The sequence below is a fragment of the Acinetobacter sp. NIPH 1852 genome (genome assembly GCF_022549455.1).
Taxonomy (GTDB): Bacteria; Pseudomonadota; Gammaproteobacteria; order Pseudomonadales; family Moraxellaceae; genus Acinetobacter.
Genome location: NZ_JAKZGG010000011.1, coordinates 38,554 through 60,536, shown reverse-complemented (window position 1 = coordinate 60,536; position 21,983 = coordinate 38,554). Strand labels below are relative to the sequence as shown.

Below are 21,983 nucleotides of genomic sequence, written 5' to 3'. Positions count from 1 at the left end.
GCTTCTCTGCTAAAATCTCCTGTCTTTTTTCAATTCTCTTTCAATGTTATGCGCGCAGTTATTCAACGAGTCCTCGAAGCCAAGGTTGTGGTTGACGGTCAAACAACTGGTGAGATTCAACAGGGTTTATTGGTGTTTTTAGGCCTCGGCAAAGAAGATACCTTAGAGAAAGGGCAAAAGTTGATTGATAAGATTCTAAAATATCGAATCTTTGATGATGAACAAGGCAAAATGGGCTGGAATGTCAGCCAAGCCAAGGGTGGGATTTTATTGGTATCTCAATTCACCCTCATGGCACAAACCCAAAAAGGGTTACGACCAGACTTTGGACCTGCCATGCCACCGACTGAAGCCAAAGCGCTGTATGAACAATTGGTTGAGTATAGCCGTCAACAATTTGAACAGGTTGAAACAGGGATTTTTGCAGCGGATATGAAAGTGCACTTAATCAATGATGGTCCAGTGACTTTTAACTTAGAAATCGAATAATTCCAAACAATAAAAAACGCCCAAATTGGGCGTTTTTTTATAACTTTTTTATCTGCCCGTTTTTTCTTTAATAAATGCACGAACTTGACGAAGCTTCTGTTTTACAGGTTTTGGCACTTTAGGTGGAATTAATTTCGCAGCTTGGTTGAACCACACCAACAAACTAAAATCACCTTCCATTTTAATACTGCCATCTTGCATCCCAGTCATGAATGCAGTTGGATCACCTTTCACTAACGTTTTTACGCCTTGCTCACTATCAGCAAATTGTAAAATAAAGTCAGCTTTTTCTGGGCTACCTGCAACTGTCTCAATCTTGCCATGGTTCACAAGGATTTGACGCGCCAATCCTAGATCAGTTCCGATTTGAATACGGAATTCGCGATCATGTACCAACTCAATAAACTTCGGGCTAGTACGTGCTAATTGCTTCATACGTAACGCCAAACCTGCCACTAACAAATCAAGTGGATCAGTACTTACATCAACAATAGGTAGCTTAACCACAGGTAAAGAAGAAAGCTTCATGACATTTATGCCTACAGTATATGGTGGAAATTAAGACAATCCGTATCCTAGCACAATTGTAGAAAGGTCGGTAAAAGCTTTGTCACAGAATACAACAAAGGCATGCTGAGCATGCCTTTGTTGTTGTTCAAATTATTATAAATTATCGGCTAGAACATTGTTGCTGATCGTCCTTATATACTGGTGTATGTTCAATATACTGACGATTTGCTAACTGTTTTTGTGCTTGTTTGTCTTCACGTAAAAGGATAAATGTAACCGTCACCATCGCGAGGCTCAGGGCCGTCAGATAACTATAAGCGACTGATATTTCGAAGATGGTTTGCACACCAAAGCGTACCACTTCTAACAGTCCCCAACAGAGCATACCTGCCAACATAAAACCTAACCAACGACGATAAGGAGAAAAGAAAACAGCAATAACTGCGACAGCGATTAAGCCAAATCCAACCCACATGGTGAAATTCGCTGCTTCCATAGGAACCTCCGTCTTAAAAAAGATGGTCTGTATTCTTGTTCAGACCTCATCATAATTGTTCTGTATCTCTAACAGTACTTCGTATTGCATTTGCGTCTTTAAGCATTATGGAGTGTTTTTTTTAGAAAAAAAGAGCCTTAAATTAGCCACACGACACAAGCTGTCGCAATATGCTTTTGTCATTACATTTTTTTAAATTACAAAAGTCCTGAATTTCCATATAGCATCAATTGCAGCGTGTCATTACAAAAAAATAGACCTCAATTCGGATGTATAAAAACTTTTTTCTGAATTTTTTTATCGTTGTTTTTCTATACATTTAGACATAAATATGAAGAAAAAAAGACAGGATAAAAATGCACAGTGCCGCTCAAAAAGCGGCACCATTTTAATGCAATTATCACTGTGTTTAAGCACGATTCAGATCTTTATCGTGCATTCCTAACAGATACAGCACTCCATCCAAACCCACGCTAGAAATGGCTTGATTAGCATTTTGACGCACCAACGGTTTAGCACGGAAGGCAACCCCTAGCCCAGCGATCGAAAGCATCGGTAAATCATTGGCGCCATCGCCTACCGCCATCGCTTGTTCAAGTGAGATCCCCATCCGTTCAGCCAATTGGCGTAACAATTCAGCTTTACGTGCGCCATCAACGATTGCGCCTTGGACTTCACCCGTGACGATGCCATCTTGTACATCTAAGATATTGGCGTGAACTTCATCAATTCCAAGTTTTTCTTGCAAATATTCAGCGAAATACTGAAAACCGCCAGATAAGATCGCAGTCTTATAACCCAATGATTTTAATGTCGTAATCAGACGCTCAGCACCTTCAGTAATGGTCAAACGTTCGGCGATTTTTGGTAGTACAGACGCGTCTAAACCTTTTAATAGCGCAACACGCGCACGAAAGCTTTGTTGAAAATCCAACTCCCCTTGCATGGCTCGCTCTGTAATTTCAGCCACTTGTGCGCCCACACCCGCTTCTAAAGCAATTTCATCAATCACTTCTTGCTCGATTAAGGTTGAATCCATATCAAAACAGACTAAACGGCGATTACGACGATAGGCATTGTCTTCTTGTACCGCAACATCAATATTTAACTCACCCGATAAACTTAAACAGGCAGCCCGCATGGCTTGCGCATCTAACATTTGACCACTTAAACCAAACTGCACACAGGCACGACGAGGAAAATAACTTTCTTCTTCTAAAGCCAAACGACCTGACAGTCGGGTAACTGTTTCGATATTAAAGCCCTGAGCTGACACAATATTTGTGACCGCTTGCAAGTGTTCTGCGGTTAATTCTGGCGCAAGCGCTGTGACAATATAACGTGTTCTGCCACCTTCACTGACCCATTGCTCATATTCTGCGTTGGAGATTGGTTTAAATCGAACAGTTAAGCCAATATCATGTGCTAAAATCAGGATCTCTTTCATTGCTAATGCAGTTGCAGTCTCATTATCCGAAGCAACAACAATCCCTAAAGTGAGTTGATTGTGGATAACAGCCTGTCCAACATCGAGTATTTGCAAAGAATGTACGGATAGTACTTGCATTAATCGAGTAAACTGATTCGGTTGATCTGGTCCTAAAAAGGATATAAGAATGATTTCTCGCATGAATTGACTCGTGTTTGAGCGACAACTATTGTGTAAGAATCATAGCATAACCCATGAATCTATTTGCCTTGGAAATTTAACTTGAATGCGCCTCGCCAAGGGCTATTTGCTAGCCTACTGATCGTAAGTTTTGCATTGCATACCTTTTTATTGGTGATTGCAACGACTCATCAACTCAATGAAAATCGCGCCAGCCAAGGACAGCTGATGACCAGTCAGCTGGTGGCAGATAGTCTTGCAGAACTGGAACCCGCCAATACCGTTTCGTTGGCATTGGTTGCCAATCGTTATGCCACCAATCCAAGCGTTGCATCGATTCGTATTTTGAATGCAAATCAGCAAGTGCTGGCGACCAGCGGCATGGCCAAAACACGTCAAGGCGAAGTATTCGTCCGTGATGCATTGCAAAATGAAAAGAAAGTTGGAACGGTTGAAATTACCTTAATCCAAGCCAGTATTGGTGAAATCTTACGTACCCAATGGTTGGCGATCTTTGCATCCTTATTTATACATTTCCTCATTTGGTTGGCTTATCGTGTCATTGCTCGACCAACACGCAGTGAATACCTAGCGCGTATCAATCAAGAAAATCATCTTAAACATGAGATCCAGCGTTTAACCCAAGCACTTGCGCTCGAAAAACAAAATACCATCACCTTAGTGGCTCAAGCGCAACAACAAACCAAAGCACAAGCCAAACCGCGTGTTGAAAAAACGCCAATAGATCCATCTCAAATGAATCATCAAGCTTTGGCGCTCAATATTCAGTTTTATGATCCAAAGCAGCTTTTAAATAGTGTCAACCAGTCTGTTTCGGTGCCTTATTTCAAATTGTGCCAATTGTTCTTAGATAAAAGTATCGATCTCTGCGCCAAGCATTATCAAATCGATGCAGCTCAAATTTGCGTGGTACAAGAGTTCAATGCCGAAGGTGCAACCTTATCGACCACCTCGGAACAACCACATGCACTAGAATGTTTGATGATGGTTGGTGCGGTATTCCAGTTATTGGCCGAAGTGCTTTACAAACGCTATCGTGAAGATAAACGCTTTGCGCTACAAACCCGTGGTGCTGTTGCTAGCGCTGTTGATGCAATGCAACTGGATGCAATCGAAGCCGCAAAACGTTTAACCCAACATTTACATGCCAAAGAAGCGGCCTTACACCTCAACCACGATCAGCTCAAAACCGTTCAACATCGCTATGAATTGGTTGCGATGCCGAATCCAAGCAATATCATGACGCGTCATGCTTTTATGATTAATGGTATGAATGAAGAATGTGCGACCTTGGCACAAACGCTACGTACTGAAATCCTGATGGGGAAAAAAGCCAAAGCTGCGACAGAATCTTAATACGCATACTTCATATAAAGAACTGTCATCTCGTTTTATCCGCCATCATTCAAGACTTTGCGCCTCCCCTGACGCAAAGTCTTGTTCGTTTTACAATACCTGAGCAAGAGCAAAGCACTGCTTTGATCGCAGCGCAAGGCGAAGCTCGATGACAGAAATATTTTTTTGCTGCAATGAGCGCTATAGCTCCTAAGGTGAAATATCAACAGCCGCTAAGAAGCACAGGCGAAATTTTTTAAAATGCGTTAAACTATGTCAGATTTATCGAATACTAGTGCCTTAAAAGGCAGCAAAAAGGTGAAAACGAATGCCGCTAAGTTGTGTTGAAGAGCTTGTCGCAGATATTCGTGCAGGCAAAATGGTCATTCTTATGGATGACGAAGATCGTGAAAATGAAGGTGATTTAGTCATCGCTGCGACGCATGTGCGTCCTGAAGACATTAACTTCATGATCACCCATGCACGTGGTTTGGTCTGCCTGACCCTGAGTCGCGAACGCTGTAAACAACTCAACCTCCCGCTGATGGTTGACCAAAACGGCGCACAGCATGCAACCAACTTTACGCTTTCAATTGAAGCGGCGGAAGGCATTAGCACTGGAATTTCTGCGGCGGAACGTGCCCATACCATTCACGCTGCAGTTGCTGCACATGCCAAACCAAGTGATATTGTACAACCAGGTCATATTTTCCCATTAATGGCTCAACCAGGCGGTGTACTTCATCGTGCTGGACATACCGAAGCAGGTTGTGATTTGGCTCGACTTGCAGGTTTAGAACCTGCCTCTGTCATTTGTGAAATTATCAATGATGATGGCACCATGGCACGTCGTGCGGATTTGGAAATCTTTGCTGAAAAACATGGTTTAAAAATTGGAACCATTGCAGATCTGATTCACTACCGTATGACCAATGAACAAACCGTAGAACGTTTGTCACAAGAAAGTATACAAACTGAATATGGTACATTTGAACTGTATAAATACCGTGAACTTGGTAATCCAGATATTCATTTAGCTTTAGTCAAAGGCGAACCAAAGCAAGGTGTGACCACTGTCCGAGTACATGGTTTCAGCCCAATTCGTGACTTGTTAAAGCTAAATAAAGCAGATGGTTCTTCTGCTTGGAATTTAGATCTTGCCCTTAAAACCATTGCAGCAAGCGAACGTGGCGTTTTAGTTTGGATCGGTCAGGACCATTTACAAGATTTGGGTCATGCTTTCGATCAGTTAAATCAACCAAAACCGCTCAAATCCAATGCTGCACTTTCACATCAATATCAAACCATTGGTGTAGGCGCACAGATTTTACGTGATCTAGGCGTTGAAAAAATGAAGTTGTTGAGTTCTCCACTTCGTTTCAATGCCCTATCAGGATTTAATTTAGAGGTCGTGGAATACATCACTGCCGATCAAATCACAGCAAAATAATCGAGGTTGCTATGGCAATTCGCCGAATTGAAGGTTTATTACATCTCGCAAGCGAAGGTCGCTATGCGATCTTAGTGGGTCGTTTCAACAGCTTTGTGGTTGAACATTTACTTGAAGGTGCTATCGACACTTTAAAACGCCATGGCGTTTCAGAAGAAGCCATCACCGTGATTCATGCACCGGGTGCATGGGAACTGCCTATTGTTGCGAAAAAACTCGCTGCATCAAAAAACTTTGATGCGATTATTGCATTAGGTGCGGTGATCCGTGGTAGTACACCACACTTTGACTTCGTTGCAGGTGAATGTGCCAAAGGCTTAGGCGTTGTGGCACTTGAAAGCACAATGCCTGTGATCAATGGTGTCTTGACAACGGATAGCATTGAACAAGCAATTGAACGTTCTGGTACGAAAGCAGGTAATAAAGGTAGCGAAGCTGCACTTACTGCAATCGAAATGGTTAACTTATTAAAGGCAATTTAAAGCATGTCGCAAACACTTCAGGCCGCTTATGCAGCGAAACGCAAAGCACGTCGTTTTGCTGTACAAGGAATTTATGAATGGCAAATGAGTCATAATCCTGTCCATGAAATTGAAGCACGTACCCGTGTCGAAAATGCCATGCATAAAGTTGACCTTAACTATTACCATGAATTGCTCACGCAAGTGGTTGCTCAACATGACGCTTTAGATGAGTTACTTATTCCAGTCCTTGACCGTGAGTTAAACGCACTGGATGGTGTTGAACTTGCAACGTTACGACTCGGTGCTTATGAACTTCGAGATCACCTCGAAGTTCCGTATCGTGTGGTGCTGGATGAAGCAATTGAATTAGCAAAACACTTTGGTGGTGCTGATAGTCATAAATACATCAATGGTGTATTAGACCGTTTATCATCAAAATTACGTGAAGCTGAAAAACAGCAAGCAAAATAATAGGCTTGATGTTCTATGGCTGAGTTTTCGATCATTGATCAATATTTTAAACGCACATCAAAGCTTGATGTCAGTTTAGGCATCGGTGATGACTCAGCCATTGTTACCCCACCTCCCTCACAACAATTGGTGATCTGTGCAGATACACTTGTTGCGGGTCGGCATTTCCCCTTAGACACCTCAGCCCACGCCATTGGCTGGAAAAGCGTGGCCGTCAACTTATCTGATTTGGCTGCAATGGGTGCAAAACCACATAGTATTTTACTTGCTTTAAGCCTCCCGACGATCGACCACGATTGGTTAGCCGAATTTAGCCGTGGGCTATTTGACTGCTGTGACCAATTTGGGGTTGCATTGATTGGTGGTGATACTACTCAGAGTACGCAACTGACGATCAGTGTGACTGCACTCGGCTGGATTGAACACGGTCAAGCGATTACTCGATCTGGTGCTCAAGTCGGCGATTATATTTGTGTCAGTGGTCAAATCGGTGATGCTGCATACGGATTACAACATTTAGGTCATCCTTTACAACAACGCCTCGACTATCCAACGCCACGTTGTCATTTAGGACAACAGCTTAAAGGCTTGGCATCCAGCATGATTGATATTTCAGATGGGCTTGCGCAAGACCTTGGTCATATTCTTAAAGCATCCAAGCGCGGTGCCAAATTATTGCTCGATCAGCTACCGATAGATAAATCACTGAAAGCACAAGATATGCGGCAAGCTTGGCATTATGCGCTGGCTGGTGGCGATGATTACGAACTATGCTTTACAATATCACCGCAAAATTATGAGAAACTGTTGCGACAACACTTAGATGTTCCGCTTACAATAATCGGCGAAATTGCCCAGCAAACTGGATTGCTATTTGAGTATATGGGCGAGATTTACCCATTGGATGTTCATGGATACCAACACTTTGCATAAACCACCCATTCGCTTCAATCAAATGACTTGGTATAACCGCTGCATCGTTTTCTGTGGTGTTGGCTTTGGTTCCGGTCTCAGTCCTAAAGCACCGGGTACTTTTGGTTCAGCTTTCGCCTTGCTGTTTGTCCCACTTTGGCTATATCTTGGTTTATCGGCAAGTATTGTGGTGGTTTTATTGATGTCGCTGATCGGCATTTATATCTGTGGACATACCGCCAAAGTCCTCAATGTACATGATGATGGCCGTATTGTATGGGATGAGTTTGCTGGCCAATCCATCGCCTTACTACCTTTACTGTATTTACAACAACTAAATTGGCTCTGGGTTCTGGTCGGATTCATCTTGTTCCGCATCTTTGACATTTGGAAACCATTCCCAATCAATTGGGTGGACCAAAAAGTGTCTGGTGGTCTAGGCATCATGCTAGATGACATCATTGCTGGAATTTGGGCAGCGCTTTGTATTTTTATTATTCACTTTTATTTTCTAACTTAAGCTATTGATATTAGAGTTAATCATGTCAACAACAGTTATTATTCTTGCAGCAGGGAAAGGAACGCGCATGCGTTCACAACGACCAAAAGTATTACAACCACTCGCGGGTCGTCCACTGCTCGGTCATGTAGTTCAAACAGCAAAAAAGCTACAGGCTCAAAATATTATTACCATTTATGGACATGGTGGAGAACTGGTCAAACAAAGCTTTGCTGAAGAACAAATTGAATGGGTTGAACAAGCCGAACAACTTGGAACAGGCCATGCCGTTCAAGTGACTTTGCCCGTTTTACCTCAAGATGGCGTTTCTTTGATTCTCTATGGCGATGTGCCTTTGGTTCGTCAAAGCACCCTTGAACAACTGCTTGATGCTTCTAGCCAATCTGGCATTGGCATGATCACGCTCAATGTTGAAAATCCAACAGGCTATGGTCGTATCGTTCGCCAAGCAGGAAAGATTCAAGCGATTGTTGAACATAAAGACGCGAATGAAGAACAGCGTCAAATTCAAGAAATTAATACGGGCATTTACTGTGTCAGTAATGCCAAATTACATCAATGGTTACCAAAACTATCCAACAACAATTCACAAGGTGAATATTATCTAACCGATATTGTGGCGATGGCGGTTGCGGATGGTTTAGAAATTGCATCGATTCAACCTGAATTAGCATTTGAAGTTGAGGGTGTCAATGATCGTTTACAGCTTGCAACCTTAGAACGCCAATTTCAGCAACAACAAGCCAAAGAGCTGATGCAACAAGGTGTGCATTTGATTGATCCAAGTCGTTTTGATCTTCGTGGCCGCTTAATATGCGGTCAAGATGTACTGATTGATGTCAATGTCATCATTGAGGGTGATTGTGAACTTGGCGATAACGTCCAGCTCGGTGCAGGATGTATTTTAAAAAATACACGTATTGCTGCGGGCACCCAAGTTCAAGCTTATAGTGTATTTGAAAATGCGGTTGTTGGTGAAAATGCACAGATCGGGCCTTTTGCTCGTCTACGCCCCGGTGCAAAATTAGCCAATGAGGTACATATTGGTAACTTTGTTGAGGTTAAAAACTCGAATATCGGTCAGGGTTCTAAAGCCAACCACTTTACCTACTTAGGTGATGCTGATATTGGTGCGGATTGTAATATCGGCGCTGGCACGATTACCTGTAATTATGATGGTGCAAATAAACATCGGACCATCATTGAAGATCAGGTCTTTATTGGTACCAATAACTCGCTGGTTGCACCAATCAAAATTGGTCAAGGTGCCACCACTGGCGCTGGTTCAACCCTAACCCGAGATGTAGCTGGGCATAGTTTAGCGGTCGAACGATCTAAGCAGTTTGAAAAAGCGAATTATCAACGTCCCCAGAAGTTGAAAAAATAAGAGGATAAAATTATGTGTGGTATTGTTGGTGGCGTTGCTGAACGTTGTGTAACTGATATTCTCATTGAAGGTCTTAAACGTCTCGAATATCGTGGTTACGATTCGGCAGGTTTAGCATTATTAAATAATCAAAAAATCTTACGTGAACGCCGTGTAGGAAAAGTCGCCAATTTAGATGAAGCGGTCTCTGAACAAAAATTAACGGGTAATATCGGGATTGCTCACACGCGTTGGGCGACTCACGGCAAACCGACGGAGAACAACGCTCACCCACATGTATCTGGTAATGTTGCAGTGGTTCACAACGGTATTATTGAAAACTACCAAGAACTCAAGGATGCACTACAAGCACAAGGCTATGTGTTTAGCTCTCAGACCGATACTGAAGTGGTTGCACATCTGGTCAATGACGCACTGAAACAAACGGATAGCCTATTAGAAGCGGTACAAAAGGTTACACCTCAGCTTAAAGGCGCGTATGCGTTGGGCATTATTCACACTGCACATCCAGATGAACTCATCACTGTACGTGAAGGTTCACCGCTTGTCATCGGTGTGGGAATTGGCGAGAATTTTATTAGCTCAGACCAATTGGCATTATTACCTGTCACCAATCGCTTCGTTTATTTAGAAGAAGGTGATATTGCACGTTTAACACGTAGCAGTATTGAGGTTTTTGTTAATGGTGAGGCTGTTGAACGTCCTGTAAAAGAACTGGATGCAACCGTAAGCAATGTATCCAAAGGCGCATATAAGCACTTCATGCTAAAAGAGATTTATGAGCAGCCTGAAGCGATGCAGCAAACCATTTCTCAAGCATTGAATGGCAACACCCTGCGCGAAGATTTCCTCAGCCAGGCCAATGCAGATTTTAGTAAAATTCAACAAGTACAAATCATTGCCTGTGGTACCAGCTACCATGCGGGGATGATCGCAAAATATTGGTTTGAGCAGTTGATTGGGGTATCTTGTCAAATTGAGATTGCCAGCGAATTCCGCTATCGCAACCCTGTCATTGTCGCAAATACCTTATATCTCTGTATCTCTCAATCAGGCGAAACAGCAGATACTTTAGCGGCATTACGTGAAATACAAAAACGTGCGAAAGCGCAAAATATCGACATTAGTACCATGACGATTTGTAACGTTGCGACCTCATCAATGGTTCGTGAAACAGATCATCATTTATTGACGTTGGCAGGCCCTGAAATTGGGGTTGCATCAACCAAAGCCTTCACCACACAGCTTGCGGCATTGATGTTACTGATCCTCAAAGTAGGACAAGTCAAGCAACAGCTTTCTGCGACACAACTCACTGAAATCATAGCGGCATTGTGGCACTGTCCGAAAGTCATTTTAGACACATTACAGTGTGATACCGACATCTTACGTTTATCCACACTGTTTGTTGAGAAAAATCACTGCTTATTCTTAGGCCGTGGTACCCATTTCCCAATCGCGCTTGAAGGTGCGTTGAAACTGAAAGAAATTTCATATATCCATGCCGAAGGTTATGCTGCGGGTGAACTAAAGCATGGACCACTGGCTTTAGTGGACAATGAAATGCCAATCGTGATTTTAGCGCCAAAAGATGAAATGCTCGATAAATTAAAATCGAATATGGAAGAAGTACAAGCGCGTGGTGGCGAATTGTTTGTGTTTGCGGATGAAAATAGCGGCATTCAAGGCAAAGATCGTCAACATGTTGTGCATATTCCTACGATCAATGAGTGGTTAGCGCCAATTGTTTACAGTATTCCTGTGCAATTACTGTCTTACCATGTTGCAGTATTACGTGGGACCGATGTCGATCAACCACGCAATCTCGCCAAGAGCGTTACTGTAGAATAATCAAATAAACAGAAGGAGGCTTAAAGCCCCCTTCTGTTTTTATCAAGCTGCAAAAAAAATCTAAAAAAATATGCTAAGCCACATAACGACTGGTTTTATGATTCAGTAAAATAATCGAATTTAGAATCACCGCACCAAAAATTGATATCAAAATTAACTTCCAATCCACAAAAAATAATGACACCAATAAGATCATCACATCGATCCCCATCTGCGCCTTTCCTGCTGGAATATTAAAACGTTCTTGTAAATAAAGAACCAGTAGATTGATTCCTCCCAAGCTTGAGCGATGGCGAAACAAAATCAAAAAACTCACGCCCATCAACACATTAGCAAAAACAGTCGCATAAATCGGATGCACCGTTGAGAGCTGAACAAAATGAGGAATGGTTTCAGTAAAACCTGCCAATAACGCCACGGCAATAAAGGTCTTGAGCACCAAGGCAAGCCCCATTTTCTTATAAGCAAAATAATAAAATGGAATATTGATCAGAAAAAATAAAATACCAAACTGAATGTCGGTAATGTAATGAATCAACAAAGATAAGCCCGCTGTTCCACCCGTCATAATCCCTGCTTGCTTCAATAGCACCATGGCAAAAGACAAGATAAATGTTCCAATCAACATCGCCAATGCATCTTCAATCTTTGAGTGTTGTTCGATCACAGGCGTGACAGGACTTACCAAAGATACATTTTGATCGGTATTCATAAGGGTACAACTCAACAGGAGAACAACAAAGGGAGAGAGATCTTTCAAGGAAAGACATGGCATATTTGATCATTTTTATTATTTTTTCGCAATTTATTCTTATATTTTCGTCATAAATGCAATTTATATTCAGAATAATGATTTTAGCATGTACTGCCCTATCTTAATGCAAAAGACTTTTTTGTACTGATTTCATGTGATTGCCTGTTTTTTATTTCATTGCAATCCCATTCTCTTTAAGTTTCTCCAAGACAATTGACGTATTTAAATTACTGACACCAAAATCACTCGATGACAAAATCCCAATCAGCTTGACCATCTCATCTAAGTTTTTAACCGCAACCTTGAGGGCAAAATCATAACTCCCCGTCAACTTATGAATATCTTTGACTGCGGGCTCATGCAAAAGAAAGTCAACAAAGCGATCATGGGTTGCATCATTATAATTCTGCAACTTTACTTCAATAATACCCATGATTGGGGTTGGATCAGCGCATAAAGCAACCTGAGCATAATAGCCTGTGATTATTTTTTTCTGCTCAAGATAAATTCGACGACGTGAACATTGTGAAGTCGACAACCCAACTAATTCAGCTAATTCTTGATTGGCCAAACGACCATTTAATTGTAAATGATGAATAATTTTTTTGTCAAAATCATCAAGTTCTTCGATCATGAAACTCTCAGTTATCCTGTTACATCGCCATATACACGATGAAAATGTATCGTGAGGAGCAGTTTAGCGTTTTTAGCGCAAGTCTCACAAGCTCATGGCAAAATCGCCGAGGATTGAATCCGTTGAATGCCCTTCGCCAGCATCGCTTGCCAAGCCTGTTGCAATGAACCATTCAAGTCTATTGCTTTACATGCATCTTCAACCACATAGGTTTTAAAACCAAAATGTACCGCATCCAAAGCCGTCCACGCCACACAAAAATCCGTAGCAATCCCCACAATATAAACCGTGTCAATTTGATGCTCTTTTAAGTAGCCATTTAATCCTGTCGGTGTCTTGCGATCGGCTTCCATAAAGGCTGAATAACTATCAATGTCCTGATGACATCCTTTGCGAATAATAAGCTGCGCCGTTGGTATATTTAGCTCAGGATGGAATGCCGCATCATGCGAACCTTGTACACAATGTTTAGGCCACAACACTTGCGTTCCATAAGCCAACTCAATGGTTTCAAATGGCACTTTATTAGGGTGATTTTCTGCAAACGAAATATGCTGCTCAGGATGCCAGTCTTGAGTCAGCACCACATGTTCAAAGCTTGGCGCAAGTTGATTAATCAATGGAATAATTTGATCCGCATCGGCAACTGCTAAGTTTCCACCAGGCGTAAATCCATTTTGTACATCCACCACGATAAGTGCAGTATGTTTCAATTGTACTTGCATTTGATCATCCAACATTTCAGCTAAAGCCTCTCTTTGTACCATACGCTGCTCTCAAGCATCTGACTACAGTGAGTCATTAACTTTATAAGATGAAAATCATTCAAGCCAAAGATGAATTAAAGTTTCTTACAGTTTAACGAAAGCGTATTGTTCTTATGTCTCCGATCAGTCATAATTTGCATAATTGTCATTCAACGTGGCTTAATTGTTGAACGACCAATCAAAATACTGCATCCATCCAATATTTCGTTTTAATTACTTCAATCTCGGATGGGAAAATAGGATATTTTTTTAAAATGACTCAGCTAGCACAAAATATACAAGGCTCAATTGTCGCAATCGTTACCCCAATGTTTGAACATGGTGGTGTAGATTGGAAGAGCCTTGAGAAGCTTGTTGAGTGGCATATCCAACAAGGCACACATAGTATTGTTGCTGTTGGAACAACAGGCGAAGCGTCTACATTAAGCATGGAAGAACACACGCAAGTCATCAAAGAAGTGGTTCGTGTTGCCAATAAACGTATTCCAATTATCGCAGGCACAGGTGCAAATTCGACTCGTGAAGCGATTGAACTCACCAAAGCTGCAAAAGAACTCGGTGCAGATGCCGCACTGTTAGTGACGCCATATTATAATAAACCGACCCAAGAAGGCTTATATCAACACTATAAAGCAATTGCTGAAGCTGCTGATATTCCACAAATTCTTTATAATGTTCCAGGCCGTACTGGGGTAGATTTGCAAAATGAGACCGTGATTCGTCTTGCAGATGTTCCAAACATTGTCGGAATCAAAGATGCCACAGGCGACCTCCCACGTGGACAAGCACTGATTGAAGGTTTAAATGGTAAAATGGCCGTCTATTCAGGTGATGATGAAACTGCTTGGGAACTGATTTTACTCGGTGCGAAAGGCAATATTTCTGTTACTGCGAATGTGGCACCTAAACAAATGAGCGATGTTTGTGAAGCGGCATTGGCTGGCGATAAAGCAAAAGCACAAAGTTTGAATCAACAAATTGCAAATCTACACAATATTTTGTTTTGCGAATCAAACCCAATTCCTGTGAAATGGGCTTTGCATGAGATGGGATATATGAGCACAGGTATTCGCCTACCATTGACCCCGCTTGCAGAACAATATCGTGAACCTCTCCGCACAGATTTAAAAACTGCGGGAATTATTTAATACGAGCAATTTATGATGCAATTACGTGTTGGTGTTGTCCTAGTCATTTCAGCGTTAAGTTTAGCTGGTTGTGGCCGTTTCGCCCTCAATAATCATTCTTTGGATTATAAGAAGGCAGAAGCACTTGAACCACTTAAATTCCCTGAGGGCGCAACGGTTAGACCATTTACACCTTTGTATCCTGCTCCAACAGTTGATCCACTGGCGATCGAACATGCACCAACGTTTGAAAACAAAACTGGCAACCGTTATGCACTTCCTCGTCCAGATGGTATCCAAATACAAGCGAGTAATACCGAAGAGAGTATGACTGCGCTTGGTCGTCCTCAGTTAGTGATGGATGGAAATAGAAACCCATTACTGAAAGTTGAAGGCCCAACCGCCGCAGCGTGGCAATATACCTTTGCAACGTTAAATAGCCTGAACTACAAAGTGATTTCACAATCAAACAATGGTTATGAAGCCACGATTCAAGTCAATGAACAAAGCTATTTATTGAAGCTTTCTGCGGTTGGCTCAAACAATACCGTTGCCCTCTTCAAACTTGACACAACCTTTGCAGAGCAAGCCATTGCAACAGAAGTGTTAACCCAGATTTACCAAAATTGGCCAGCCTAGTCGTTTATTAGGCATATTTTTTCAAAAAGGTTCCCCCATGTTAAAACAAACCTTGCTCTATACTGGTAAAGCAAAATCTGTATATGAAACAGACAATGCCAACCACCTGATTTTAGTCTTTCGCGATGATGCCTCTGCGTTCAATGGCGAAAAAATCGAGCAATTAGATCGTAAAGGCAAGGTCAACAACCGTTTTAACGCCTTCATCATGGAAAAATTGGCTGAAGCGGGTATCGAAACACATTTTGAGAAGTTACTTTCACCAACAGAAGTTCTGGTGAAAAAACTTGAGATGATCCCTGTTGAGTGCGTGATTCGTAACTACGCTGCTGGTTCATTGTGCCGTCGTTTAGGCGTTGAAGAAGGCAAAGTGTTAACACCACCAACTTTTGAATTGTTCTTTAAAGATGATGCGCTTGGCGATCCAATGGTCAACGAATCTCAAGCGATTGCTTTAGGTTGGGCGACTGCTGACCAACTTGAAAAAATGAAAGAACTCACTTACCAAGTCAATGATGTGCTTAAAGCATTATTTGATGCGGGTAATATGATTCTGGTTGATTTCAAACTTGAGTTTGGTGTATTCCATGACCGTATCGTACTTGGCGATGAATTCTCTCCAGATGGTTGCCGTTTGTGGGATAAAGACACCAAGAAAAAATTAGATAAAGACCGTTTCCGCCAAGGTTTAGGTGGTGTGGTTGAAGCATATGAAGAAGTGGCGACGCGTTTAGGCATTAACTTAGATGATCTTTAAGCCATTCTGAAATGTTAAAAAACCAGCTTCGGCTGGTTTTTTTATGGCGGTTAGAACATATCAGGATGATGTTTTATTTATACATCTTCAGCTTGCGAATGTTGTGCCCTTGTCGACATCCAACATAAGATCGAGCCCAAACACACCATAAAAGCGCCATACCAAAAAGATAAGCTCAATGGGGTATTTAATAAAATAGCAGCAAAAAATGCAGAAAATACTGGAATAAAATAAGAAGCCCCAGCCAACAACGTGACATTGCCATGCAAAATGCCAATATTCCATGCCGCATAACCAAAGCCCATAGCAGCGGCTGCAACCAGCAAAATAATTGAAGCTTGCCATTCAAACTGGAACGCACCGCCTCCCATGAGTAGATATTTAATCCAGAGCACAATCGCAACCAGAATAAAAAATAGGGTGATGCCATTGCTGCCATTGGCAATTCTTGCGGTAAGCGTGCAATAGGCTGCCCACAAAAGCGTTCCAATAAATGCCAGCCCATAACTCAGTGGATTGTTTTGAATATTCTGCCACATGCCTATTACATCAAAGCCTTGCTCACCGCCTAAGACCCAACAAATGCCTAATAGTGAGATGATAAAGCCTGGAATGATCAGAAAATTGGCTTTTTGTTGATTAAACAAAATGGCGGCCACCATGGTAAACGTGGGCCATAGATAATTTACCATTCCAACTTCAATCGCTTCTCGATTATTGTTGCTATAACCAATCGAAAGCGATAGGCAAATTTCGTAGGCCACAAATAAAACACTGCCCCAAATTAAATATGTTCTAGGGAATGTTCTGAGGCTGCTCCAACCAACCGAGAAAAATAGAAAGATTGAAGCGAGCGTATAGATCAGTGCTGCACCACCCACTGCACCAAAATGACTACTGACATCCTTGATCAAGGCAACGATCAAGCTCCATAAGAAGATCGCAAGCAATCCAATGAGTGTGGCTTTTTTGGAGTTCATTACTGTTGCTGTTGTTCTTGCTGCCAACGACGTTGTTGTAAACGTTCGGCCTCAACCTCACGTTTATTTCGCGCTGATTCATACAACTTTGTACCTTTCAACTCTGGCGGTAAGTATTCCTGCAACACAAAATGTTCTGGGAAGTCATGCGGATAATGATAATCCACACCATAGCCCTGTTGTTTCATCAACTTGGTTGGTGCATTACGCAAATGTAATGGCACTGGTAGATTTGCAGTCTTTTCAGCCAACTCTAAAGCCCGATTAATCGCTAAATAAGTACTGTTACTTTTCGGGCTAGTGGCTAAATAAACAGCGGTCTGTCCTAAAATAATACGCGCTTCTGGCATGCCCACCGCTTGTACCGAACGGAAACATTCACCTGCCAGTAATAATGCATTCGGATTGGAGTTGCCAATATCTTCCGAAGCAGCGATTAACATCCGACGTGCGATAAAAACAGGATCTTCGCCGCCTTTGAGCATGCGTGCCATCCAATACAAGGTTGCATCTGGATCACTGCCGCGAATAGACTTAATAAATGCCGAAACCACATCATAATGCTGCTCACCCGATTTGTCATAACGCGCAATATTTTGCTGCGCTACTTTAATCACAATGGCGTCAGTGACGATATTTTCGATATCAGCCTCAAATGTGCTGGCGATCAAATCAATCAGGTTCAATGCTTTACGAGCATCACCTGCAGCAAATTGAGTCAGCGCATCGTATTCTTCGATTTGAATAAAACGTTCTTTTAAGAATTGATCGCTTTGAATGGCTTTGTTCAGCAGAGTTTGAATCGCATCCGCGTCCAGACTATTGAGGGTATAGACCTGACAGCGTGATAAAAGTGCACTGTTGACCTCAAAAGAGGGATTTTCAGTGGTTGCACCAATTAAAGTGATTTTGCCTTTCTCAACGGCATTGAGTAAGGCATCTTGTTGCGATTTATTGAAACGATGAATCTCATCAATAAAGACCACAGGTGTCAGGTTGAGTAGATCACCACTTTCCGCAATCACTTCACGTAACTCTTTCACGCCTGTATTGAGCGCAGATAGGCTAATAAAAGGACGATCTACCGCTTGCGCCAATAATAATGCGATCGTGGTTTTCCCCACGCCGGGTGGTCCCCAGAAGATAATCGAAGGTAGATGCCCCTGATCAATCATTTGACGTAACGGTGCATTTTCACCGAGCAAATGATCTTGTCCAATAATTTCGGACAAGTCACGAGGACGTAAACGTTCAGGTAGAGGAATATGCGTATCGGACATTATCAATGGCTTTATGCTGTTTTACCGTAGTCTATTGTGTCTGACTCAAATCTACAATTTGAATCTGCGATCAACTGATCATTCTATCGAACTTGTTTCAGTTGAATGAGCTGTTCGATGCTTCGATAGCTCGCTTTAATGCGTTCATCATTTGGGAAATTGGTATTGGCGAGCATCACAATCCCAATTTTTTGTTGCGGAATAAACGCAGCGTATGCACCAAAACCATTGGTCGCACCTGTTTTATTAAAGAACGTTGCTGGTGAAGCGATCTTCGGCTGTTTGATTGGGGTAACAGCATGGCTTTCCAATGCCATTTTGTTGGAATTCCCATCCAACAAGGTCTCTAGTTTCACTGGGTATTGATACTGTTCCCAGCCTAAGCCTTGAGTCATTGAGCCAACTTTAAAATAACCAACATGGGTATTTTCAATGGCTTTACGGATGGGCTGCTGCAACTGTTGCACATTGATCTGTGCATCCAGAAATTTTAGCATATCCGAACTACTACTTTTCACGCCATAGGCTTCTGCATCCAGCATACCCGCAGAAACACGCATGGCCTGATCAGCTTTATATCCCCATGCGTACTTCGACATGTGCTGTTCTGGTACATTGATAAAACTTTGTGTCATTCCCAATTGAGGAAAAAGCGTTTTCTCAACCAATTCTGCATACGGTTTTTTCATCGCCAAAGCCGTAACATAGCCCATCAAACCAATACTCGGATTGGAATATTGTCGTGTCGTCCCTACTTGGCTTTTCGGCTGCCATGTTTGGTAATACTTCAACATATCCTGCGGTTGCACGACCGAATCAGGGAACTGGAGTGGGAAGTCACCAGCACTGTAAGTGCCAAGGTTGAGTATGGTGGCACGGTTGACGGCGGTATTTTTTAGTGCAGGAAAATACTTGGCAGGATGGTCAGAGAAAGATAAGCGCCCTTGCGCCTGAGCATAGCCTGCCAAGGTTGCATTAAAGGTTTTACTGACTGAACCCAATTCAAACAAAGTATCGCTGCTAACGGCTTGCTTACTTTGTTTGGAAGCCACACCATAGTTGATGAAATAGTGTTGACCATTCAAAGTCACTGCGACTGCCATGCCAGGAATTTTATATTGTTCTAACAATGGTTTAAATTGTTGATCAAGCACCTGTTTGACCTGTTGCTCCGTCAGTTGTTGTGCCCAAAGCATCGAATTGCACGACAAAAGTCCTGCAATCAACAATAATTTTTTCGAAGGCATAGCGAGAGGGTTCGACTTCATCATTCATCATTTCACTTTAAGTTAAAATTTAATTGGCACTGAGTTTGAGTAACTTGGCTTGCGGACCATCTTCGATCACCCAAATCGAGCCATCTTGAGCTTGTTGCAAGCCTCGAGTACGTTGTTTCATATCCAGTCGCTGAACTTCTTTTACAGGTCGAGTATTTAAATCCACCACCACAATGGCTTTAGAGGACAAACCACCGATTAAGGCCTTTTGCTGCCATAAAGGAAACGCTTTGCCTGTATAAATGATCATACTTGAAGGTGAAATAACAGGTGTCCAATCAATTTCAGGTGCTTTAAATTCTGGGCGAGTTTGATGATCTGGAATCTTCAAACCTGAATAGTGGTCTCCATTCGAGACAATTGGATAACCGTAATTTTCACCCTTAACAATGAGGTTCAATTCATCGCCGCCTTCAGGCCCCATTTCGACCACCCAGAGCTGTTGTTTCGTATCAAATGCCATGCCGAGTGGGTTACGGTGCCCAAGGGACCATATTTCCGCAGTCACGCCTCCTTGTTGGCTAAATGGATTATCTGCCACTGCTGTTCCATCATCATTTAACCGTAAAACTTTCCCCAGATTACTTTTCATATCCTGCGCTGGATCAAATTTTTGTCGTTCTCCTGAACTGACCCACAACTTGCCATCAGAACCAAATAGCATGCGATGACCATAATGTCCCTGTCCTGAGACTTTAGGCACTTGTTGCCATATTGTTTTTACATCCGTAAGTTTCGGTTGTTCTGGATTTGATAAATCGAGTTTCGCTCGTGAAATCACAGCGCCATAGCCACCTTGCCCTTTGGTCGCGTAACTCAAATAGATCCAATGGTTTTGTTGAAATTTTGGATGTAAAACAACATCGCCTAAACCACCCTGACCGCCATAACTCACCGTCGGAACGCCTTGCACATCCAGACTTTGCTTAGTTTTCGGGTCAAATATTTTTAATTTCCCTTTGCGTTCAGTAAGCAATATGCGTTGGTCAGGCAAGGTGGTCATCGCCCATGGTTCGTTGAATTGAGCAATGGTTTCTACATGATATGCTTGTTGAGTTGCTGTTTTTGAGCTCTGCTGTGCAGCATTCGGCTCTGGCGTTTTAGAGTTGGTATTATTTGCACCGCAGGCTTGTAAAAATATAAAACCACCACATAAAAGTGGGGTTGCGATTCGCTTCATCATCATTTTATATCTCCCTCTTATTTGTTCTAATAGTACGGGGATTGACGAAGAAAACTGCTGTAAAAGTGTTGTTTTTATTTATAAAGAATCCATTTGCAATTCAGATCAACGCACCCAACGAACAATATAATCTTCGATCTGTTCTTCATCGACATCACTTTCTGAAATACATCGTCCTGCTGCTGATTTCTTGGCCCGAATAACGCTTTGTCGTGAACCCGTATTGAGATAATGCCATGAAGGTAGGTTTTTCCCTTCGCTTAAACGACGATAAGCACAACTTGGTGGCAACCATGTGATGGTCTGTAATTGTTCAAGCGTGAGCTGAATACAGTCTGGAACATGCTGCTGACGCTGTGCATAATCAGAACAACTGGCTGTTGTACAGTCCAATAACTTGCACGCCACTTTGGTATAAGCAACCTCAGCCGTTTCCTCATCTTCAAGCTTAATCAAACAACATAAACCACAACCATCGCACAATGCTTCCCACTCAGCATGCGTGAGCTGATCAAGTGTGTATTGTTTCCAAAAATTTGGACGAAGTTCGATGGACATACCAAGGCTTTCAGTTTAAGCGAGCTTTTTATTATAGCATTCATCCATCATTAACTTGGTTTTCAAACAGATTATCCGATTAACATTTCTTAATCTATTCAACATTTCAACCACAGAAACACCACATTTAGCTCAAAAAACACACGCTATAGTGGAAACATAACGATAAATTAGGAGGAAACACATTATGTTCCGTTGGGCCATTATTTTTGCAGTAATCGCACTGATCGCCAGTTTATTAGGTTTCGGTGGTGTTGCGGGCTTATCAAAAGATTTTGCAGTTATTTTACTAGTCGTTGCTGTTATTTTGGCAATCGTTGGTTTCTTATCTAGAGGTAAAGTCTAGATATTTATTAACAATGAATAAAAAAGAAGAATCTCGGTATTCTTCTTTTTTTATGCTTCATCATTTTCCTCTTAGCGACCCAAGACCTCAAAATTTGTACCTTGGCGAGGTCTTCAATTTTCCGATTTTATGCTTTAATCGATACATTCTAAAAATACAGATTAGG

Annotated in this window: 24 protein-coding genes; 13 read left to right on the top strand and 11 right to left on the bottom strand. The window is 42.0% G+C overall.

All coding sequences use genetic code 11. The features are described from left to right. Positions 1-48: 48 nt before the first annotated feature. Positions 49-489, top strand: a complete 441-nt coding sequence (gene dtd, locus MMO38_RS10420; RefSeq protein ID WP_241323486.1) for a D-aminoacyl-tRNA deacylase — start codon at positions 49-51, stop codon at positions 487-489. Positions 490-537: 48 nt separating this feature from the next. On the opposite strand, the gene MMO38_RS10415 is transcribed toward dtd, so the two are convergent. The 3 genes from MMO38_RS10415 to serB all read right to left on the bottom strand — a co-directional run bounded on the left by MMO38_RS10415 (position 538) and on the right by serB (position 3,125). Then, complete coding sequence (locus tag MMO38_RS10415) at positions 538-1,017, bottom strand: hypothetical protein (RefSeq protein WP_004673563.1); 480 nt, start codon at positions 1,015-1,017, stop codon at positions 538-540. A gap of 142 nt (positions 1,018-1,159) precedes the next feature. Then, entirely contained in the window at positions 1,160-1,495 is a 336-nt protein-coding gene (gene aciT / locus MMO38_RS10410; RefSeq protein ID WP_004673565.1) for a ciprofloxacin tolerance protein AciT, read from the bottom strand. Between the two features lie 409 nt (positions 1,496-1,904). Then, a complete protein-coding gene (serB, locus tag MMO38_RS10405; RefSeq protein ID WP_241323485.1) occupies positions 1,905-3,125 on the bottom strand; it encodes a phosphoserine phosphatase SerB in 1,221 nt (406 codons plus the stop codon). A 63-nt stretch (positions 3,126-3,188) separates the two neighbouring features. Between serB and MMO38_RS10400 the strand changes: the two genes are divergently transcribed. The 8 genes from MMO38_RS10400 (at position 3,189) to glmS (ending at position 11,515) form a co-directional block, all read left to right on the top strand. Next, positions 3,189-4,481: a hypothetical protein gene (locus MMO38_RS10400; protein ID WP_241323484.1), complete on the top strand. Its 1,293-nt coding sequence runs from the start codon at positions 3,189-3,191 to the stop codon at positions 4,479-4,481. Positions 4,482-4,788: 307 nt separating this feature from the next. Further along, positions 4,789-5,910, top strand: coding sequence for a bifunctional 3,4-dihydroxy-2-butanone-4-phosphate synthase/GTP cyclohydrolase II (ribBA, locus tag MMO38_RS10395; protein WP_004673570.1), 1,122 nt, complete (start codon positions 4,789-4,791; stop codon positions 5,908-5,910). Between the two features lie 11 nt (positions 5,911-5,921). Next, a complete protein-coding gene (gene ribE / locus MMO38_RS10390; protein ID WP_004673571.1) occupies positions 5,922-6,392 on the top strand; it encodes a 6,7-dimethyl-8-ribityllumazine synthase in 471 nt (156 codons plus the stop codon). 3 nt (positions 6,393-6,395) lie between these two features. Further along, complete coding sequence (gene nusB / locus MMO38_RS10385; RefSeq protein WP_005194123.1) at positions 6,396-6,845, top strand: transcription antitermination factor NusB; 450 nt, start codon at positions 6,396-6,398, stop codon at positions 6,843-6,845. Positions 6,846-6,860: 15 nt separating this feature from the next. Continuing rightward, positions 6,861-7,778: a thiamine-phosphate kinase gene (gene thiL, locus MMO38_RS10380; protein WP_121929084.1), complete on the top strand. Its 918-nt coding sequence runs from the start codon at positions 6,861-6,863 to the stop codon at positions 7,776-7,778. After that, positions 7,756-8,277 carry a phosphatidylglycerophosphatase A gene (locus MMO38_RS10375; protein ID WP_241323483.1) on the top strand — a complete coding sequence of 174 codons (522 nt, stop codon included), beginning with the start codon at positions 7,756-7,758 and terminating at the stop codon, positions 8,275-8,277. Before thiL ends, MMO38_RS10375 begins: the two co-directional genes overlap by 23 nt. A 22-nt stretch (positions 8,278-8,299) precedes the next feature. Next, entirely contained in the window at positions 8,300-9,664 is a 1,365-nt protein-coding gene (gene glmU, locus MMO38_RS10370; protein WP_241323482.1) for a bifunctional UDP-N-acetylglucosamine diphosphorylase/glucosamine-1-phosphate N-acetyltransferase GlmU, read from the top strand. A gap of 12 nt (positions 9,665-9,676) precedes the next feature. After that, on the top strand, positions 9,677-11,515 hold the full coding sequence (gene glmS, locus MMO38_RS10365; RefSeq protein ID WP_241323481.1) for a glutamine--fructose-6-phosphate transaminase (isomerizing): 1,839 nt from the start codon (positions 9,677-9,679) through the stop codon (positions 11,513-11,515). Between the two features lie 73 nt (positions 11,516-11,588). Here glmS and MMO38_RS10360 read toward each other — a convergent pair whose 3' ends face one another. From MMO38_RS10360 to pncA, 3 genes are all read right to left on the bottom strand, one after another. Next, on the bottom strand, positions 11,589-12,227 hold the full coding sequence (locus tag MMO38_RS10360) for a YitT family protein (RefSeq protein ID WP_241323480.1): 639 nt from the start codon (positions 12,225-12,227) through the stop codon (positions 11,589-11,591). A gap of 211 nt (positions 12,228-12,438) precedes the next feature. After that, positions 12,439-12,903: an Lrp/AsnC family transcriptional regulator gene (locus MMO38_RS10355; protein WP_241323479.1), complete on the bottom strand. Its 465-nt coding sequence runs from the start codon at positions 12,901-12,903 to the stop codon at positions 12,439-12,441. A gap of 92 nt (positions 12,904-12,995) precedes the next feature. Next, positions 12,996-13,628 carry a bifunctional nicotinamidase/pyrazinamidase gene (pncA, locus tag MMO38_RS10350; RefSeq protein WP_241323528.1) on the bottom strand — a complete coding sequence of 211 codons (633 nt, stop codon included), beginning with the start codon at positions 13,626-13,628 and terminating at the stop codon, positions 12,996-12,998. Between the two features lie 296 nt (positions 13,629-13,924). On the opposite strand from pncA, the gene dapA reads away from it, so the two are divergent. Genes dapA through purC form a run of 3 tightly spaced genes read left to right on the top strand, consistent with a single transcriptional unit; the run spans position 13,925 to position 16,193 of the window. Further along, complete coding sequence (dapA, locus tag MMO38_RS10345; RefSeq protein ID WP_241323478.1) at positions 13,925-14,818, top strand: 4-hydroxy-tetrahydrodipicolinate synthase; 894 nt, start codon at positions 13,925-13,927, stop codon at positions 14,816-14,818. Between the two features lie 15 nt (positions 14,819-14,833). Further along, the gene (locus tag MMO38_RS10340) at positions 14,834-15,436 is read left to right on the top strand and encodes a hypothetical protein (protein ID WP_004673592.1); all 603 of its coding nucleotides are present in this window, start codon (positions 14,834-14,836) and stop codon (positions 15,434-15,436) included. A gap of 37 nt (positions 15,437-15,473) precedes the next feature. Then, a complete protein-coding gene (gene purC / locus MMO38_RS10335; RefSeq protein ID WP_241323477.1) occupies positions 15,474-16,193 on the top strand; it encodes a phosphoribosylaminoimidazolesuccinocarboxamide synthase in 720 nt (239 codons plus the stop codon). 77 nt (positions 16,194-16,270) lie between these two features. Here the strand turns inward: purC and yddG are convergent, their stop codons facing one another. The 5 genes from yddG to MMO38_RS10310 form a co-directional block, all read right to left on the bottom strand. Then, a complete protein-coding gene (gene yddG, locus MMO38_RS10330) occupies positions 16,271-17,173 on the bottom strand; it encodes an aromatic amino acid DMT transporter YddG (RefSeq protein ID WP_241323476.1) in 903 nt (300 codons plus the stop codon). Next, positions 17,173-18,453: a replication-associated recombination protein A gene (locus tag MMO38_RS10325; RefSeq protein ID WP_004673602.1), complete on the bottom strand. Its 1,281-nt coding sequence runs from the start codon at positions 18,451-18,453 to the stop codon at positions 17,173-17,175. The genes yddG and MMO38_RS10325 overlap by 1 nt, the downstream gene beginning before the upstream one ends. A gap of 83 nt (positions 18,454-18,536) precedes the next feature. Continuing rightward, positions 18,537-19,724 carry a class C beta-lactamase gene (gene ampC / locus MMO38_RS10320; RefSeq protein WP_241323475.1) on the bottom strand — a complete coding sequence of 396 codons (1,188 nt, stop codon included), beginning with the start codon at positions 19,722-19,724 and terminating at the stop codon, positions 18,537-18,539. A gap of 25 nt (positions 19,725-19,749) precedes the next feature. After that, on the bottom strand, positions 19,750-20,913 hold the full coding sequence (locus MMO38_RS10315) for a PQQ-dependent sugar dehydrogenase (RefSeq protein WP_241323527.1): 1,164 nt from the start codon (positions 20,911-20,913) through the stop codon (positions 19,750-19,752). A 105-nt stretch (positions 20,914-21,018) separates the two neighbouring features. Beyond that, positions 21,019-21,471 (bottom strand): YcgN family cysteine cluster protein, encoded by a 453-nt coding sequence (locus MMO38_RS10310; RefSeq protein WP_005194150.1) that lies wholly within the window; start codon positions 21,469-21,471, stop codon positions 21,019-21,021. A 187-nt stretch (positions 21,472-21,658) separates the two neighbouring features. On the opposite strand from MMO38_RS10310, the gene MMO38_RS10305 reads away from it, so the two are divergent. Continuing rightward, complete coding sequence (locus MMO38_RS10305) at positions 21,659-21,817, top strand: DUF1328 domain-containing protein (RefSeq protein WP_004656956.1); 159 nt, start codon at positions 21,659-21,661, stop codon at positions 21,815-21,817. The last annotated feature ends 166 nt before the right edge of the window (positions 21,818-21,983 follow it).

Coding starts and splice junctions, on each gene's coding strand:
- pncA (WP_241323528.1), bottom strand. CDS start 13,628: ATGCAAGTACAATTGAAACATACTGCACTTATCGTGGTGGATGTACAA.
- MMO38_RS10340 (WP_004673592.1), top strand. CDS start 14,834: ATGCAATTACGTGTTGGTGTTGTCCTAGTCATTTCAGCGTTAAGTTTA.
- dapA (WP_241323478.1), top strand. CDS start 13,925: ATGACTCAGCTAGCACAAAATATACAAGGCTCAATTGTCGCAATCGTT.
- glmU (WP_241323482.1), top strand. CDS start 8,300: ATGTCAACAACAGTTATTATTCTTGCAGCAGGGAAAGGAACGCGCATG.
- nusB (WP_005194123.1), top strand. CDS start 6,396: ATGTCGCAAACACTTCAGGCCGCTTATGCAGCGAAACGCAAAGCACGT.
- MMO38_RS10305 (WP_004656956.1), top strand. CDS start 21,659: ATGTTCCGTTGGGCCATTATTTTTGCAGTAATCGCACTGATCGCCAGT.
- MMO38_RS10415 (WP_004673563.1), bottom strand. CDS start 1,017: ATGAAGCTTTCTTCTTTACCTGTGGTTAAGCTACCTATTGTTGATGTA.
- purC (WP_241323477.1), top strand. CDS start 15,474: ATGTTAAAACAAACCTTGCTCTATACTGGTAAAGCAAAATCTGTATAT.
- ribBA (WP_004673570.1), top strand. CDS start 4,789: ATGCCGCTAAGTTGTGTTGAAGAGCTTGTCGCAGATATTCGTGCAGGC.
- MMO38_RS10310 (WP_005194150.1), bottom strand. CDS start 21,471: ATGTCCATCGAACTTCGTCCAAATTTTTGGAAACAATACACACTTGAT.
- ampC (WP_241323475.1), bottom strand. CDS start 19,724: ATGATGAAGTCGAACCCTCTCGCTATGCCTTCGAAAAAATTATTGTTG.
- MMO38_RS10355 (WP_241323479.1), bottom strand. CDS start 12,903: ATGATCGAAGAACTTGATGATTTTGACAAAAAAATTATTCATCATTTA.
- MMO38_RS10315 (WP_241323527.1), bottom strand. CDS start 20,913: ATGATGAAGCGAATCGCAACCCCACTTTTATGTGGTGGTTTTATATTT.
- MMO38_RS10360 (WP_241323480.1), bottom strand. CDS start 12,227: ATGAATACCGATCAAAATGTATCTTTGGTAAGTCCTGTCACGCCTGTG.
- glmS (WP_241323481.1), top strand. CDS start 9,677: ATGTGTGGTATTGTTGGTGGCGTTGCTGAACGTTGTGTAACTGATATT.
- MMO38_RS10375 (WP_241323483.1), top strand. CDS start 7,756: ATGGATACCAACACTTTGCATAAACCACCCATTCGCTTCAATCAAATG.
- thiL (WP_121929084.1), top strand. CDS start 6,861: ATGGCTGAGTTTTCGATCATTGATCAATATTTTAAACGCACATCAAAG.
- yddG (WP_241323476.1), bottom strand. CDS start 17,173: ATGAACTCCAAAAAAGCCACACTCATTGGATTGCTTGCGATCTTCTTA.
- MMO38_RS10325 (WP_004673602.1), bottom strand. CDS start 18,453: ATGTCCGATACGCATATTCCTCTACCTGAACGTTTACGTCCTCGTGAC.
- ribE (WP_004673571.1), top strand. CDS start 5,922: ATGGCAATTCGCCGAATTGAAGGTTTATTACATCTCGCAAGCGAAGGT.
- serB (WP_241323485.1), bottom strand. CDS start 3,125: ATGCGAGAAATCATTCTTATATCCTTTTTAGGACCAGATCAACCGAAT.
- aciT (WP_004673565.1), bottom strand. CDS start 1,495: ATGGAAGCAGCGAATTTCACCATGTGGGTTGGATTTGGCTTAATCGCT.
- dtd (WP_241323486.1), top strand. CDS start 49: ATGCGCGCAGTTATTCAACGAGTCCTCGAAGCCAAGGTTGTGGTTGAC.